Genomic DNA, 15,727 nt, shown 5'->3' on the forward strand with positions numbered 1-15,727 from the left:
TATGAAAATGAATAAAACAAACACACTGCTCTCGGCCATGGCGTGCGCGCTGATCGCCTCGGCTTCTGTTTTGGGTGCTACGCCGGAAGCGTCATCGTTCCAGACGCATATTTATCCGGAAACCCTTCTGATTGAACCTGCTGACGAACGGGCCTTCGAAACATCAGTAGACCTGATCGTCAAGGGACCGGACAATTTCCTGATGCGTCAACATTACCCGGCCGGTTCTCTTATTGAGTTCGATCCGCAGTCCCTGAATGACGGCACATACAATTACGAAGTCAGGGCTTCCGGGGCGACCGGAATGCGAACGCGTGGCGAGGAATCAAGCGGAGCTCAAAAGCCGAAATTTTCTACCCATAGCGGTGTTTTTACAATCAGCAATGGCCAGCTTGTGTCACCGGACTTGAAGGAGCCTGATACTGGATCCCAAAGCTATGAAAAGAGCAGCGGAAGCTCGACCCAGGCCGCTGCCACGGGCGGTGGAGAGCTGCTTGACCAGGTCATAGTCGATGACCTTATCGTCGACGGTAGCGCTTGCGTGGGCTTTGACTGTGTCAATGGTGAAAACTTTGGTTCTGATACCATTCGCCTTAAAGAAAATAACCTTCGCATTCATTTCAATGACACCAGTAACAGCGGCAGCTTTCCCGGCAATGACTGGCGTCTGGTCGCAAATGATCAGGCTAATGGGGGCGCTAACAAGTTCTCCGTCGAAGACGCAACAGCTGGCCGACCGCTCTTTACGGTGGAGGCTGGCGCTCCAAGCAATTCACTCTACGTCGATAATGGTGGCCGGATCGGTATGGGCACCAGCACGCCAGTTGTAGAAGCGCATGTCGTCGACGGCGATTCACCCACCCTGCGTCTGGAGCAGGACTCCTCTTCCGGCTTCCAGGCCCAGACCTGGGATATCGCCGGTAATGAGTCCAACTTCTTTGTCCGGGATGCGACTAATGGAAGTACGCTTCCGTTTCGGATTCAGCCGGGAGCGCCGAGTAGCTCTATTTATATTGCCTCTGATGGTGATGTTGGGCTTGGAACTCAAAGTCCAAAAGAGAGGCTACACATATTTGGTAGTGGCTCGATACTGCCCCGAGTTCGCTTCGACAATGATGATATCGGGCATGTATGGGATGTTGATGTAAGCGACAACGGAGACTTTCGAATTTCAGTTGACGGATCAGGTCAGCAGGAATTTTTATTAGAAGATGCATCAGGCGACTTGCGCATACAAGGAAGTTTTGTCTCTAGCGGCACAGCGTTAGACGTCCCTGACTATGTGTTCGCACCTGACTATAATTTGCGACCCCTTGAGGAAGTTCGGCAATTCATTTCAGAGCATCGTCATTTGCCAAACGTGCCATCAGCTAAGGATGTCGCAAAAAAAGGACTTGATCTCACCGAGTTCAATCTGCGCCTGCTTGAAAAAGTCGAAGAGCTCACGCTTTACACCATGCAGCAGGACCAGGAAATAAAGTCCCTTAAATCAGATCTCGAAGCTCTGGCCAAGCAAATCGATTAGGTGCAGCGCTAAGGGAGGGCCGGTCGGCCCTCCCTTTTTACCGCATCTCAACGCACTCAGTAACGCCACCTTTGACTGCCTAAGCAACCCCATGCACACTCAATGAATACCCGATGTCTAGCTCTATTTTATGGCTAATTGGGCCTGCGCTTGGCCACGTCAGCCGCTCGTGTCTGATCGCAGAAGCCCTGAAGGCCAACTGGCATGTGGAAGTTACTTTTGTTGGCAATGACAAGTTTGGATATATCAAAGAGCTTCTACCTCCCGATTTCAAATTTATAGAAGTTGAGCATCAGGATAGCGATGGCTTTTCAGCCGCCGTCGAGAAGGTGATTAGAAAACTTGGGCCTAGCGTGATTTGCCTCGACTGTTCGCCTATTCCATGGCTTGAGACATTGAGCACGTTCGATATTCCTACCGTCTATCTGACGAACTACTTTCTTACGAGATTGGGCGATGCAGAAACCTATCAAGATCAAGTCTTCAGGAACAGGTCGGATGAAATCAATGAACGAAGGGAAAGCAAAGGTCTTCCAATGCTGGACTCTGCGCGAGATTTATATGACCGAGATAAGATAATTCTTCTGGATCCTATGGAGCTTATCTCGCACAAAGAACTTTCGACGAACTACTTTCCAGCGGGTATCTGCTCTTGGGAGTTGAACGTAGCAATTCCGGCTGAACTGAGACGGTACACGCGGTTATTATTTGTCAGCACGGGATCGACAGGAAGAGGAGTTATGCCTCCCAAATTGTTAAATGGCATCGCGCGAGTGCTTAATGCTGAAAAAACTGTGCTCTTGGGTACAAGGCAGCGGTCCGATAATTATAGCGCCGAAATTCTGTGCTACAAACGGCTCCCTGCGAGACGTGTCCTTGAAAGGAGCGTATTCTGCCTGACCCACGGCGGGACGGGATCCGTTTACCAGTCCTTGACGGCACGATGTCCAGTCGGAATATGGCCTGGGCATAGGAATCATAGAATACTCGGGAGCGCAGTAAAAAACCGGGGGTTGGGTATGTATATTGACAGCGCAGATTCTATCGAACGGGAGCTTTTAGGACTGGAGCGGAATCTGGCCATGTATAAGAGTTCGCTTTCCAAACTAACCAGGACCAATTCCGATTTGAATGCCGCTTATGCGGCTCAAGAGATAGTTAAATTCGCATGAAATACGACTCGAAGACTTTTGTATTGATTGTTGGGTGCCAGCGCAGCGGAACTACTCTTTTAGGTGAGGTCCTTGGAGCGCATCCGAATGCTTTTCTGATCGATGAGAATGACGGTGTTATGCGTATTGTGAAGTCCATCACGGCAGGCGCTGGTCTGGAAAGAGCTATCGACTCATGCCTGGTTCATGCAAATGCTAAGTATAGAATGCCAGGCCGCGTTGAAGACGGCGTTTTACCGGATAAGGTCACTCACGTCATTCTAAAGGTTCCTAATGCGACATTTCTCGCGCATAGGTACCCGGATTTCACTTCATCAATAAAGTATGTTTTTGCGATTCGAGATGCACGCGCGGTGGTTGCTTCGTTTGCCCGTCTTACCCATATTCCGATGGTTGAAAATCAGCTACAAAGAATAAAAAGTGAATGCAACCAGGACAATTACAGGGAAGAGATTCGGGTTTTAGAGGATCAGAACACATCTGAGGCGATTAAGGGTTCTCTAATTTGGAGAATCAAGACGGGGTTATATCGTCAGTATGTCCAGAAGCCGTTTGACACATTAACGGTACGGTACGAAGACCTGGTTACTGGGCCCACAGCTTGGAAAACCAAGTTGCTTGACCATGTTGAGTTAGATCCATTCGCTGTTGATCATGGTCACGAAGATGAATTGCAGGGCGCAGGTCCAGGCTTTACGATGCGAAAGAGACCCATTGATTCATACACTCTAAACTCTTGGTCAAGGCGACTGACACAGCGAGAGCAGGGGGAGGTCTGGGGAATCTGTTGTAAACTGATGCATGAATTAGGGTATGAGATAAATTGCTATCCTATGCCATCCAGAGGGCATATATCAAGTTCTATAGTTTCCGCACCTGTATTGGCTATCGGCCGGGGAGGAAGTGGAACTCGTCTTCTTGCGGATTTGCTGCTTGGCTGTGACGTTTTCTTAGGTAACTCGCTCAACGGATCAAAAGATTCTATTGAATGGGTGGATCTTATTTATGAGCTATCTATTAAATCATTGCATGCCAAGAACAAGAACCCAGAGTCATTTTGGATAGAAGAGCTCCGGGAGCGCGCGAGGAATATTCTTGAACAGGCAGGCGTCTATAAATCGTTACATGCTAACGGATGGGGCTGGAAGTTGCCGGAGAGCATGCTAGTCCTCGAAACATTAATTGAGGCCTTCCCGAATGCTCGTGTTATACATCTTACGCGGCATCCGGTGAGCAGTAGTTTTCGAAGAACTCATATGACGTCTCGAATGAATAATCCGGTTGGGCGCGCTACGTTACTACGCGCATACTCTGATTTGGACTGGCAGGAGGATCCCGCTACCGACTCCGACTATCGACGGAATCTCGCATCATGGAAATTTCAGATGGAAAAAGTACGTGAACTTCGACCCAAGTTAGCAAATAGGTATTTGCAAGTAAGGTATGAGGATCTTTGTTCAAATCCTTATAAGGCTAGGGAAGAGATTGTCGATTTCCTGAACATTAATCAAAGTACAGGTGAAGAGGGATTGCCAAAAATTAATGTGAAACGGATGGTACCTTGCGATATTGACGATCGTCGGGCAAAAGAAGTATGGGACTACTGTCGTGAGACAGCTGCCGAGTTTGGGTATTATTCGCGCGATCCATTGAGGCACTAATACCCATTGGTCTTGAAAAAATGTTTATTGATTATGCCCTGGGAGATGGGCCGTTGCATACAAATATTAGTCTATCTATTTATTATGCTGTAAGGGCTTTCTGCGTGAGTCGACGTCAACCTCGTGCTTTCGGGCTTCAGCGACGTGAGATGATTCTTTTGCTCGGTTTCCGCGGTCTTCTATTGCCCTGTTGAGTGTTTATTTCCTGGCTTATCTAAAAATGCTGCGCGGTAGTTAAGGAAATGTCAGTTCAGGAGTGCCCCCGGGAGCCTGATGGTGGCATTTGGTCGTCTAAAACAGCTGCCGCCATTTGCGGCCCTGTTTCCCGGGGTATCCAGTTTATCGTCTTTCATTGCAGATCTATAAAACTGCGGTAATTCTTTTTTAGGGCGCTTAAAAAATCGCTCGTTCAATGCCCCGAAAACTGCAGTAATTCGGTTGATGCGCTTCTCTGGTAGGAGGCGGCGCCCTTAATCAAACGTGATAAAGTGCCGCTCCGTCGGATCAAGTGGCTCTGTGCTTGCCGTGTCAATACCGGTCGTGATCGGGTTATTAATCTTCACAGGAAGCCCTTCGGCTAGTGACTGGTTTGATTGACATGAACCCGTTACTCGCCGACTTCCAGTGCCGGTGCCCAAAGCTGTCCCGCTGAAGTCCGTCACATAGGTTGCGGTTTTAGGGATTGCGAAGATCCTATTGGCACCGAAGGGGTCTGATCTGTCCGTTGCACGGATCACCCATCCGGGCTGCCCGCCACTGACGAAGGCCTCGCCATCGCAGTATGCTGCAATACAGGTACAGTCACTCGATTGGTGGTAGATAATGTTGCCTCGCACGGATCCCCCGCTAACCAAACCTACGAAATAACCCTCTTTAGAAATTAGGCCATGATTAGAAGAGCCCTCCGTACCAGCATACCTCAATCCTAGAATTGAGATATCGATCCCATCCAGCTTTACAGTGTTTGACGATTCGAGGAAATAGCCGGAAACTATGAACATCAGGTGTGTGCCAGTGCGAAACGTCTTGACCTGAAAATCATTTGCCAGAGCTGGGTCACCCAGATTAACAACAACGCTACCGTTGTCAGCCGAATCATCTGTTGAGGTGTTCATGAATTTGGATGGTTCGGGTTGGCCCTCGGGCCATGCCTTGACGGCGCCATTACCGGTCGAACCATTTGCCACAACGTTAACCATGATAGCTCCGGCCTCGTCTGGCACTCCACGCCCGGTTGAACTTCCGCCCTGTGGAGAAAGATCCGTGGAGTCGCCTCGTATGAGAAAGCTACGACTCTCGTCAGCGCTAAATTCACCGCCCGATGAAGCAGTTCGCAGGACGGTGCAGGGCTCAATCGGGAAATAAGTCATTCCACTGGCCCAAGTAATTGTCGGAAGTAGAATGAGGAAGAGTAAGCTTAATAAGAAGTGACGTGCGATAATAGTCATGGCAGGGCTCCCAAGTACAATGCGCGTTGCACTGAAGAGAATGATACCGTGAATTCACACAATAACCGCGACACTCACGTTGTGGTGCACCTCGTAAGGTGTCTTCCATCCTAAGCACTTTCTCGGCTGATTGTTCATGCGCTCGACGGTCCGGCGAATCTTCTGGGGCCCAAAGGCACTCAGGTCCGTTGATCGCGGAATCCAGCGGCGGAGTCGGCCGTTGGTATTCTCATTGCTTCCTCGCTGCCATGACGCATAGGGATCTGCGAAGTAGATCTTCGTTGATGTCTTGGCCTCGATTCGCTGATGATCCGAGAACTCGACGCCGTTGTCGAGCGTTAGAGTCCTGCCAGGTTGATTGGCCAGCATGCTGATCACGGCTTTGGTGGTTGCCGCCTTGGTCCGAAGGGGAATGCGCCGAGCTAGCAGATACCGAGAGCGCCGATCAACGAGAGTGACCAAATGCCCCTGTTTGCCGTACATGGTGTCTCCCTCCCAGTCTCCGAGGCAGCTGCGCGTATTTGCTGATCCGTCTCGGTCGTGAATCGAGCGATTACCTTCGTAGCGATTCCGCCAGCGCGCCAGGCCATAGGCGCGTTTGTACGGTTTGAAGGCTCGCTGAAGGTGCTGATGCACTGTCCCGCCCTGTTGGTAGTCCCATCGTAGCCAGCGGTAGAGCGTGGCCGTCGAAACGCCGTCGAAAATGCCTTCAAGCGGCATTCGGCAGGCGATCATCTCAGGGCTCAACTGTCGCTCAATAGATCTCGTGACCGTGGCCCAGAGCTGGTCGTTGAACTTGGTTTGCTTGTAGGCGCACGTCCGACGGAGATCGCTGGCCTTCTGAGCTCTGCGCGCCCCGTAACAGGGGCCAGGGCATCGACTTAGCTCTCGGTACACCGTGCTCCGGTGACAGCCGATCCGGTTAGCCGTCTCGGAGGCGCTGAATCCTGCTGCTTTGTCGCTTTGTATCTGGTATCGTTGATCGAGAGTCAGTTGTCGGTAAGTGTTTGTCATAACACTTGAATCCATTGTGTGAGAGCTTTAGATTCTACCGGCGCTGGCTCTCATCGGTTCTGGTCTTCAAGTGTCGCGGTTATCCTGGGAATTCACGTACACCTTTGTTTGAGGACTAAAGGGGCAGTTGTTTGTAGTCTGATTGTCGCGAGCTGTTTCGGAGATACGCCCTAAATGTCTCTAACAAAGTCTCACACTATCACCCGGTACAGCAGCCCTAGGTGCCTCTTTCGTTTTGTTCTTGCTAAAGTCAAGTTATCTTGAATTCGAAATGAACCGCAAGGCGCTCTTTGGCATAGAACCAAAGTACAAGGGCTCCGGGGTGCTCGCGGCTTCGTAAGGCCTGCCATGAATCCGCTCATACTCGATTCGAAATTCTCGTAGTGGATGTCGTTCCTTGGGAACGTTGGTTGCGACTCCGCCATGGAACTGGTGGAAAACCCCTTCACCGAGTAGCATCAGGGGTTGGATCCTGGGAGTCATCATGAGTCTATTGCGAAAATCGTGGTTCACCATGCCACCGCCTTTGGAAGTAAATGCTTCGTTGAACCCTCCCAGAGTGGCGAATAGTGCCTTCCTTACGCAGATCCAACTGAATTCGCTGGGTACGCCTCCAAAAAAGCCACGTCCAGACGACTGGGCGAGAACCGATATATCAAAGAGCTTTCGGCCATTTTGTTTCCAGTTAACGGACTCCAGCAGCTCATCCTCAACCGACTGGTTATAGCCCGAAAGCATCGACAAGTTCTGAACCTCATCGCCCAGGTGCCAGGCTAGAGAAAATACCGCAGGCTCTGAAAGTTGCTTTGCCGACATCAGCGTTCGCGAAACAAGACCCGGTGAGGCCATGCGTGCACCGTCAACTATAATCGCGACATATGTTCCTTTTGCAAGTCGAATCCCTCTATTCACCGCAGCCGCAGGTGAAACTGAGGAAGTGTCGAAGTACTCATAGCGGAATTCCCCACCAAACGGCTCAACAAACCCTTTTCCCAGCTGTTTTTTCGAGCCATTGTCTATCGCTATCACTTCATACGGAACATCCTCGACGTACTCCTGGAACTTTCGGCTCAGCGAGAATAGCGTACGATTAGCCTCACGCTCCATTTCATGGAATATTACGACGATGGAAAGTTCCGGAATTTCGGTACCCGATTTATCTGTTGACATCAAAACGCCTAAGTCTCTTAATCAAATGTCTGCTAATCGCGGGTGACAGGTAATCTAATAGCTTCATTAGTTAGTTCTTGTTACTAACTGACCAATAACGTTGCTGCGCTCATTATACAGGCGTGGAGATTTGGCTGCGCCACTGGGGCTATCCTATTGTTGGGTGCCTTTATGCCGGTTACTATTCGTGTTCGCAACGTGCGGAGCGATATGAGTTTCTGAGGCATTGCGCCCAAAGAGACTTCAGTTTGTTTGGGCTTTTGAACTGAGAAGTTCGGTTACTGGCGGTTAAAGAGTTTCACCAACGCTCCTTCGTGCTGCACACGAAGGAGCGGCTAAGGAGCTATACGCGCGCTTCTTTGCGCTCGAGCGCGGAATCGCCCCTGCTCCGTGATCTGTTCAAGTCGCTTCAGGTGCACAAGGCTGCTGGAAGTGGGGGATTTAAGATGATGCCCCAGGGGGAGACTCGAACTGGGTTGGTGCTACGCGAGCCTTTCTTTGCGCTGTGCGCAAAACCAGACTCGCTCCGCCATCTGAATCATTTCCGGATCGAGTGGGTTCTCAACGGGGAGCGCTCGTATTGTGCGCAGATGGGGTAGTTGAGGGCCCACATCCTTTCGGACACCAGCGGTTAAAGAGCTACGCGCGCGCTTCGCGGTTTGTTCATGCAGCTTCAGGTGCACGAGGCGGAGAGCAGTGGGGGGATTAAATGGTGCCCAGGGGGAGACTCGAGCTGGGTTGGAACTTCGCAAGCGCTTTTTCGCGCTATGCGCGAAGCCGCACTTGCTCCATGATTTGAATCAAATCCGGATCCGACGGGGTTTATCTAGATTTGTGCCTGTAGACGCCTGAGGGGCTCCGAGAGGGCCCACATCATTTCGGATACTAGCGGTTGCGGTGCTCCGCGCGTGCTTCTTTGCGCTGGCGCGCAAAAGCGCCCGCGCTCCGCGATTAATTGATGGGCTTCAGGTGCAACAGGCGGAAAGCAGAGGGAAAAATAGTGGTGCCCAGGGGGAGACTCGAACTCCCACATCCTTTCGGATACTAGCACCTGAAGCTAGCGCGTCTACCAATTCCGCCACCTGGGCAGGTGGAAGCGCGGCATTATAGTGCAAGCTGCCGCGGTTTTCCAAATTTTTGTTCCCCCAAAATGAAAGCGGCCGGAGTGCGGGGACTCCGGCCGCCGTGATAGGTGTGGCCCGGGCAAGGGGGGAACCCGGGCCACGATCCGGATGGGGAAGGGGGGAACCCCGGTCCGGAGATTATGATTGTACGACGCTCGAAAGCCCTGTCAAGCGGGATTTTCGGCGTTCGTGAAGCAGTTCTCATTGGTGATTTGGGGCTGTCGAGGGGTTCAAGGAGTTCTTCAATGGCACGGTCTGGCGTCGGCGGTTCGAATTGGGGGGCTCGAACACGGCCCTGCCGCCTGCTCTTGATGCCCGGTGGCGTATAATCTGCGGCCTGTTCCCAACTTGCCAGGAAAGCGATAGTCATGGATTTTGCACTGACCGACGAGCAGCAGATGATTCAGGCTGCTGCGCGCGATTTCGCGCGTGACGAGATTGCCCCGATTGCCCCCGAATTCGACGCGTCCGGTGAGTTTCCCCTCGAAACGATCCAGCGCATGGGCGAGCTGGGCCTGATGGGCATCGAGGTGCCGGAGGAGTACGGCGGCTCCGGGCTGGACACGATCGGTTACGCGCTGGCGATGATGGAGGTCTCGGCCGCCGACGCGGCCCACGGCACCATCATGTCGGTCAACAACTCGCTCTTTTGCAACGGCATTCTCAAGCACGGCACCGAAGAGCAGAAGCAGCAGTACGTGCGCGCCATCGCCTCGGGCGAGGAAATCGGCGCCTACGCCCTGACCGAGCCGCAGTCGGGTTCGGACGCGGTCAACATGAAGTCGCGTGCGGTGCTCAGCGACGACGGCAGCCACTACGTGATCAACGCGCGCAAGTCCTGGATTACCTCCGGGCCGGTGGCGCGCTACCTGGTGCTGTTTGCCATGACCGATCCGGATGCCGGCGCCAAGGGCGTGACGGCGTTCATCATCGACGCGGAAACGGAAGGCTTTCATCGCGGCAAGCTCGAACCCAAGCTGGGCATCCGCGCTTCGGCTACTTGTGAAATCGAGCTCAACGACTACAAGTGCCCGGTCGAGTATCGCCTGGGCGAGGAAGGGCAGGGCTTCAAGATCGCCATGGGCGTGCTCGACGCCGGCCGTATCGGCATTGCCGCGCAGGCGGTGGGCATTGCCCAGGCCGCTCACGAGGCGAGCGTGGCATACGCGCAGGAGCGCAAGGCCTTCGGCCGGGAAATCGGCACGTTCCAGATGATCCAGTCGAAGCTGGCCGACATGAAAACGCGCCTGGAAGCCGCGCGCCTGCTGACACTCAAGGCGGCCTGGACCAAGATGAAGGCGATGGAGACCGGCGGGCGCTTTACACAGGAGGGCTCGATGGCCAAGCTGTTTGCCTCGGAGGCGGCCATGTGGATTACCCACCAGGCGGTGCAGATCCACGGCGGCATGGGCTACAGCAAGGAAATGCCGGTCGAGCGCTATTTCCGCGATGCCAAGATCACCGAGATCTACGAGGGCACCAGCGAGATCCAGCGGATGCTGATTGCGCGTATGGAAACCGGCCTCCGCTAGGAGCCTGTGGAAAACTACTGCGCGTGCGCCTGACGGCGTCCGGCAGCGTCATTCGGGGTAGACAAGAAAACAGGATGTGATGGGATGACCCAGCACAGCGAGAAGAAAGAGCAGATTCTGGAGCAGGTTGCCGGGATCGTGGCCCGGGGCGAGGGTCGCGAGTTGGGCCCCGGGTTCGTCCGGCGCTTCCTGCAGCGGGTTCCGGTCCACGAACTCGAAGAGCAGTCGACCGACGACCTGGCCGCCATGGCAACCGGCTTCCTCGACTTCGCCCGGCAGCGCGTGGGCGACGAGATTCGATTTCGCGTCTTCAATCCCCACGAAGACCGGCACGGTTGGGAGTCGAGCCATACCGTCATCGAGATCGTCAACGACGACATGCCGTTCCTGGTCGACTCGGTCGTGCTGGCCTTGTCCAATCTCGGCATTTCGGCCCACCTGATCATTCACCCGGTCATGCGCGTGGTGCGTGACCAGGGTGGCCACATGATGAAGCTGGCGGGTGAGGGCGACAAGGATACCGGCCACGCCGAGTCGATGATGCACCTGCAGGTCGACCGCCAGAACTACCCGGAAATGCTGGCGAAGATCGAGCGCCGCATTCTCGGCGCCCTGGCCGACGTGCGTCGCGCCGTGGCTGACTGGAAGCCGATGCTGGCGCGCTCGCGTGAAATCGCCGCGGAACTGCCGAAGAGCCATACCCACCTGTCCGAAGAGGCCCGCCAGGAAGCGCACGACTTTTTCGAATGGCTGGCCAATGATCACTTCACCTTCCTCGGTTACCGCGAGTACCTGATCGAGGACGGCGACGAAGGCCGCGTCCTTCGCGCCGTGGCCGACAGCGGGCTGGGCATCATGCACCCCGAGCACCGGGAAGCGCCGGTGCGTTCGCTCAAGGACCTGGGGCGGGGCAGCGACCGGCCTTCGGCGGACGATCCGATCATCATCACCAAGACCAATGCCACTTCCAGCGTCCATCGCGGTGGCTACATGGACTACATCTCGGTCCTGTACTTCGACAACGACGGCCACGTCACCGGGGAAAAGCGCATCATCGGCATGTTCACCTCCGGCGCCTATATCCGCCGCTGCCAGGACACCCCCCTGGTCCGGCGCAAGGTCGACGAGGTTGTCGAGATGTCGGGCCTGCAGGCCGGCAGCCACGCCGGCAAGGCGCTCATGCATATTCTGGAGACGCTGCCGCGCGACGAGCTGTTCCAGGCTTCCAGCGAGGAGCTGCTGGAGATGGCGATGGGCATTCTCGATCTGCAGGAGCGCAGCCAGACCCGCCTGTTCATCCGGCGCGAGCGCTTCGGCCGTTTCTTCTCCTGCCTGGTGTTCATTCCGCGCGACCGTTTCAACACCGAAAACCGCGAGAAGATCCAGAACATCATCAAGCGCGCGCTCAAGGGCGAGCGACTCGACTTCGCCGTGCAGGTCGGCGAGTCCAAGCTGGCGCGCGTGCACCTGGTGGTCCGGCCGAAGGGCGAAGCGGCGGTCGACTTCGACATCGAGGCCATCGAGGGCCGGATCAAGCAGGCCATCCGGTCCTGGGAAGACGAGTTGACCGAGATCCTCGTGCGCGAGCACGGCGAAGATCACGGCCTGGAGCTGGCGCGGCGTTTCGGCCGGGCCTTTCCGGTGTCCTACGCCGACGATGTCTCGCCCAACGTGGCCAGCTACGACGTGGTCAAGGTCTCGCAGCTGCGCGATCTCGATGATATGCGCATGAGCCTCTACAAGCCGCGTCGCCGCGGCTCGGGCCTGTTGCGTTTCAAGATCTTCAAGCACAGCAAGCCGCTGCCCTTGTCCGACGTGCTGCCCATGCTCGAGAACCTGGGCATGCGCATCGTCTCCGAGCGGCCTTACGAGTTGACCGTCTCGGACGGGCATCGGGTCTGGATCCAGGACTTCGACATGCGCCCGCCCAACGACAGCGATGTTCAGCTGGATCGCGTGCGCGACAAGTTCCAGGAGGCTTTTGAGCAGATCTGGCGCCGGCGCTGCGAAAACGACGGATTCAACCGCCTGATCATGGTTGCGGGGCTGGACTGGCGGCAGGTGAATCTGCTTCGCGCCTGCTGCAAGTACCTGCTCCAGACCGGCATGCCGTTTTCTCAGAACTACATGGAGCAGACCCTGGCCGCCTGGCCGCTGGTGGCCCGGCTGCTGGTTGAATACTTCGAATTGCGATTCGATCCGGCGCGCGAGACGGCCGGCAAACAGCAGCGCGCTGCGGCCGGCAAGCGCCTGCAGCAGGCCTGCGAGGAGCTTGCGGCGGCTTACGACGACGAGGTGCTCGATGAGTACCTGGGCAATGTTTGCAAAGCCCGCACTGCCGACGAGCCCGATCGCGGCGCCATGATCGTGCGCAAAGCCATTCTGCGTGCGGTCGACAGCGTCAGTTCCGCCGACCAGGATCGCATCCTGCGTGCTTTCTACGACATGATCCGCTCCATACTTCGCACCAACGTCTACCAGCGCGACGCGCGTGGCGAGTGGCACGAATATGCCAGCTTCAAGCTGGATTCGGCGATCGTTCCGGAGTTGCCGCAGCCGCGTCCCTGGCGCGAGATCTGGGTGTATTCGCCGCGGGTGGAAGGTGTTCACCTGCGCGGTGGCCAGGTTGCCCGCGGCGGCCTGCGCTGGTCGGACCGGCGTGAGGACTTCCGCACCGAAGTGCTGGGCCTGATGCGCGCGCAGAGCGTCAAGAACACCATGATCGTGCCGGTTGGCGCCAAGGGCGGATTCGTGGCCAAGCAATTGCCCGAGGGCGATGACCGCGAGGCGATGATGGCCGAGGTGGTCTACTGCTATCGAAGCTTCATTAACGGCATGCTCGACATCACCGACAACCTCGAAGGCGAAGCGCTGGTGCCGCCGCGTGAAGTCGTACGCCACGACGACGACGATCCCTACCTGGTGGTGGCCGCCGACAAGGGCACGGCGACGTTCTCCGATATTGCCAACGCGATTTCCGCCGAACACGGCTTCTGGCTGGGCGACGCCTTTGCCTCCGGCGGCTCCAACGGCTACGACCACAAGAAGATGGGCATCACCGCCAAGGGTGCCTGGGAGTCGGTCAAGCGTCACTTCCGCGAACTCGGACTGGACACCCAGAGCGAGGACTTCACGGTCGTCGGCATCGGCGACATGGGCGGTGACGTGTTCGGTAACGGCATGCTGCTGTCCGAGCACATCCGCCTGAAGGGTGCGTTCAACCACATGCACATCTTCCTCGACCCCGATCCGGATGCCGCGGCCAGTTACAAGGAGCGCAAGCGCCTGTTCGAGACCCCGGGGACGACCTGGGCGGACTACGACGAGAAGCTGATCTCCAAGGGCGGCGGCGTGTTCTCGCGCCAGGCCAAGACGATCAAGCTGTCCGATGAAGTGCGCGAGTGGCTGGGTGTGGAAGACGAGTCCCTGGCGCCGCACGAGATCATCAAGGCCCTGCTCCAGGCGCCTTCCGATTTGCTATGGAACGGCGGTATCGGCACCTACGTCAAGGGCGATGCCGAAGCGCACTCCGAAGTGGGGGATCTGGCCAACAACCTGGTGCGCATCAACGGCCTCGAGATCGGTGCGCGCGTGGTGGGCGAGGGCGGCAACCTGGGCCTGACGCAACGCGGGCGTATCGAATACGCCATGGCCGGCGGGCGGATCAATACCGACTTCATCGACAACTCCGCCGGTGTGGATTGCTCCGACCACGAGGTCAACATCAAGATCCTGCTCAACGAGGCGGTCGAGCGCGACATGATTACGCTCGACGAGCGTAACGACGTGCTGGCGGAGATGAGCGACGAAGTCAGCGACCTGGTGCTGCGTTCGAACTACCTGCAGAACCAGGCGCTGAGCATGATGGAGTCGATCACCAGCGATCGGCTCGGCGCCGAGGCGCATTTCATCGCCGTGCTCGAGCACCAGGGCGTCCTCGACCGTGATCTCGAGCAGTTGCCCGACGACGAGGAGCTGCGTGAGCGCGTCGCGCGCGGCCAGGGCCTGACCCGGCCGGAGCTTTCCCTGCTGCTGTCCTACAGCAAGATCACGCTCTACCAAGACCTGGTCGCCTCCGATGTGCCCGAGGACCCTTATCTCTCGGCCGAGTTGAAGGACTATTTCCCGACGCTGTTGCAAGAGCGCTTCAGTGATCTGATGCCGGAACATCGCCTGTGGCGCGAGATCATCGCCACGCGCGTGACCAACAGCATCGTCAACCGCATGGGCGCGCCGTTCGTGATGCGCATCCGCGAGGATACCGGCGCCAGTTCCGCCATGGTGGCCAAGGCCTATACGGTCGCGCGTGAAATCTTTTCGGCGCGGGATCTGTGGCAGAAGATCGAGTCGCTGGACAACCAGGTGCCGGCGCCGGTCCAGCTCGAAGCGCAGCTGGAGATGTGGAACCTGCTCCGCCAGGTCACTCGCCGGCTGATTACATTGCCCGGCGGCTATGCCATCGATATCTCCAGCAAGGTCGAGCGCTTCGCGCCGGGCATCGAGCGCTATCGTCACGCGCTGCCCGACATGCTCCACGGCGACCTCCGGGAAGCGCTGGATTCACGCCGGGACGAGCTGGTCGAGGCCGGTTTCCCGGAGGATGTCGCGCGCGAGGTCGCCGGCCTGCGCTATGTCTTCTCCGCGCTGGATATCGTCGACGAGGCGCGCATGCAGGAGCTCGAGGTCGAGGAGGTCGCGAAGGTCTACTTCCGCCTGTTCGATCACTTGTGCCTGAAATGGCTGCGGGCCCAGATCGAGGAACTGTCGGTCGAGCGCCAGTGGCACGCCCACGCACGCGGCCACCTGCGCGACGATCTTTACCGCTGCCACCGCGAATTGACCCGGCGCATTCTCGCCGAGGCCGGCGATAGTCCCGAGCCGGTCAAGGCCTGGATGGAACGCCACAGCGAGGCGGTCGAGCGCATCAGCCTGATGCTCGAGGAAATGCGCACGACCGGCACGCGCGACTACGCCGTGCTGCAGGTGGCGGTCAACGGGCTCGGTCAGCTGCTACACGCAACGTCTGAATGATCGGTTGGCTGGTTTGCTTGTTGGCTGGTTCGCTCGTTAAGACCAATGAG

8 protein-coding genes and 1 tRNA gene are annotated in these 15,727 nt (G+C 56.4%); 5 read left to right on the forward strand and 4 right to left on the reverse strand.

What is annotated here, in order from left to right; all coding sequences use genetic code 11:
• Position 1 precedes the first annotated feature (1 nt).
• The 3 genes from ACDC66_RS03245 to ACDC66_RS03255 all read left to right on the forward strand — a co-directional run bounded on the left by ACDC66_RS03245 (position 2) and on the right by ACDC66_RS03255 (position 4,358).
• On the forward strand, positions 2-1,525 hold the full coding sequence (locus ACDC66_RS03245; RefSeq protein ID WP_376695243.1) for a hypothetical protein: 1,524 nt from the start codon (positions 2-4) through the stop codon (positions 1,523-1,525).
• Between the two features lie 113 nt (positions 1,526-1,638).
• Positions 1,639-2,697: a hypothetical protein gene (locus tag ACDC66_RS03250; RefSeq protein WP_376695244.1), complete on the forward strand. Its 1,059-nt coding sequence runs from the start codon at positions 1,639-1,641 to the stop codon at positions 2,695-2,697.
• Positions 2,694-4,358 (forward strand): sulfotransferase family protein, encoded by a 1,665-nt coding sequence (locus ACDC66_RS03255; protein WP_376695245.1) that lies wholly within the window; start codon positions 2,694-2,696, stop codon positions 4,356-4,358. The genes ACDC66_RS03250 and ACDC66_RS03255 overlap by 4 nt, the downstream gene beginning before the upstream one ends.
• 470 nt (positions 4,359-4,828) lie before the next feature.
• Here the strand turns inward: ACDC66_RS03255 and ACDC66_RS03260 are convergent, their stop codons facing one another.
• From ACDC66_RS03260 to ACDC66_RS03275, 4 genes are all read right to left on the reverse strand, one after another.
• Positions 4,829-5,806, reverse strand: coding sequence for a hypothetical protein (locus ACDC66_RS03260; protein ID WP_376695246.1), 978 nt, complete (start codon positions 5,804-5,806; stop codon positions 4,829-4,831).
• 54 nt (positions 5,807-5,860) lie between these two features.
• Positions 5,861-6,835 carry an IS30 family transposase gene (locus tag ACDC66_RS03265; protein WP_376695247.1) on the reverse strand — a complete coding sequence of 325 codons (975 nt, stop codon included), beginning with the start codon at positions 6,833-6,835 and terminating at the stop codon, positions 5,861-5,863.
• A gap of 240 nt (positions 6,836-7,075) precedes the next feature.
• Positions 7,076-7,990 carry a glycosyltransferase family 2 protein gene (locus tag ACDC66_RS03270; protein WP_376695248.1) on the reverse strand — a complete coding sequence of 305 codons (915 nt, stop codon included), beginning with the start codon at positions 7,988-7,990 and terminating at the stop codon, positions 7,076-7,078.
• Between the two features lie 1,001 nt (positions 7,991-8,991).
• Positions 8,992-9,078: transfer RNA gene (locus ACDC66_RS03275), tRNA-Leu, on the reverse strand.
• Positions 9,079-9,482: 404 nt separating this feature from the next.
• Between ACDC66_RS03275 and ACDC66_RS03280 the strand changes: the two genes are divergently transcribed.
• A complete protein-coding gene (locus ACDC66_RS03280) occupies positions 9,483-10,646 on the forward strand; it encodes an acyl-CoA dehydrogenase family protein (RefSeq protein ID WP_376695249.1) in 1,164 nt (387 codons plus the stop codon).
• A gap of 84 nt (positions 10,647-10,730) precedes the next feature.
• A complete protein-coding gene (locus ACDC66_RS03285; RefSeq protein WP_376695250.1) occupies positions 10,731-15,677 on the forward strand; it encodes an NAD-glutamate dehydrogenase in 4,947 nt (1,648 codons plus the stop codon).
• Positions 15,678-15,727 lie beyond the last annotated feature (50 nt).

Source organism: Wenzhouxiangella psychrophila, from assembly GCF_042310375.1.
GTDB lineage: Bacteria > Pseudomonadota > Gammaproteobacteria > Xanthomonadales > Wenzhouxiangellaceae > Wenzhouxiangella.

Excerpts from the sequence above, each read along its gene's own strand:
- ACDC66_RS03265 (WP_376695247.1), bottom strand. The coding sequence starts at position 6,835 with ATGGATTCAAGTGTTATGACAAACACTTACCGACAACTGACTCTCGAT.
- ACDC66_RS03255 (WP_376695245.1), top strand. The coding sequence starts at position 2,694 with ATGAAATACGACTCGAAGACTTTTGTATTGATTGTTGGGTGCCAGCGC.
- ACDC66_RS03245 (WP_376695243.1), top strand. The coding sequence starts at position 2 with ATGAAAATGAATAAAACAAACACACTGCTCTCGGCCATGGCGTGCGCG.
- ACDC66_RS03250 (WP_376695244.1), top strand. The coding sequence starts at position 1,639 with ATGTCTAGCTCTATTTTATGGCTAATTGGGCCTGCGCTTGGCCACGTC.
- ACDC66_RS03280 (WP_376695249.1), top strand. The coding sequence starts at position 9,483 with ATGGATTTTGCACTGACCGACGAGCAGCAGATGATTCAGGCTGCTGCG.
- ACDC66_RS03260 (WP_376695246.1), bottom strand. The coding sequence starts at position 5,806 with ATGACTATTATCGCACGTCACTTCTTATTAAGCTTACTCTTCCTCATT.
- ACDC66_RS03270 (WP_376695248.1), bottom strand. The coding sequence starts at position 7,990 with ATGTCAACAGATAAATCGGGTACCGAAATTCCGGAACTTTCCATCGTC.
- ACDC66_RS03285 (WP_376695250.1), top strand. The coding sequence starts at position 10,731 with ATGACCCAGCACAGCGAGAAGAAAGAGCAGATTCTGGAGCAGGTTGCC.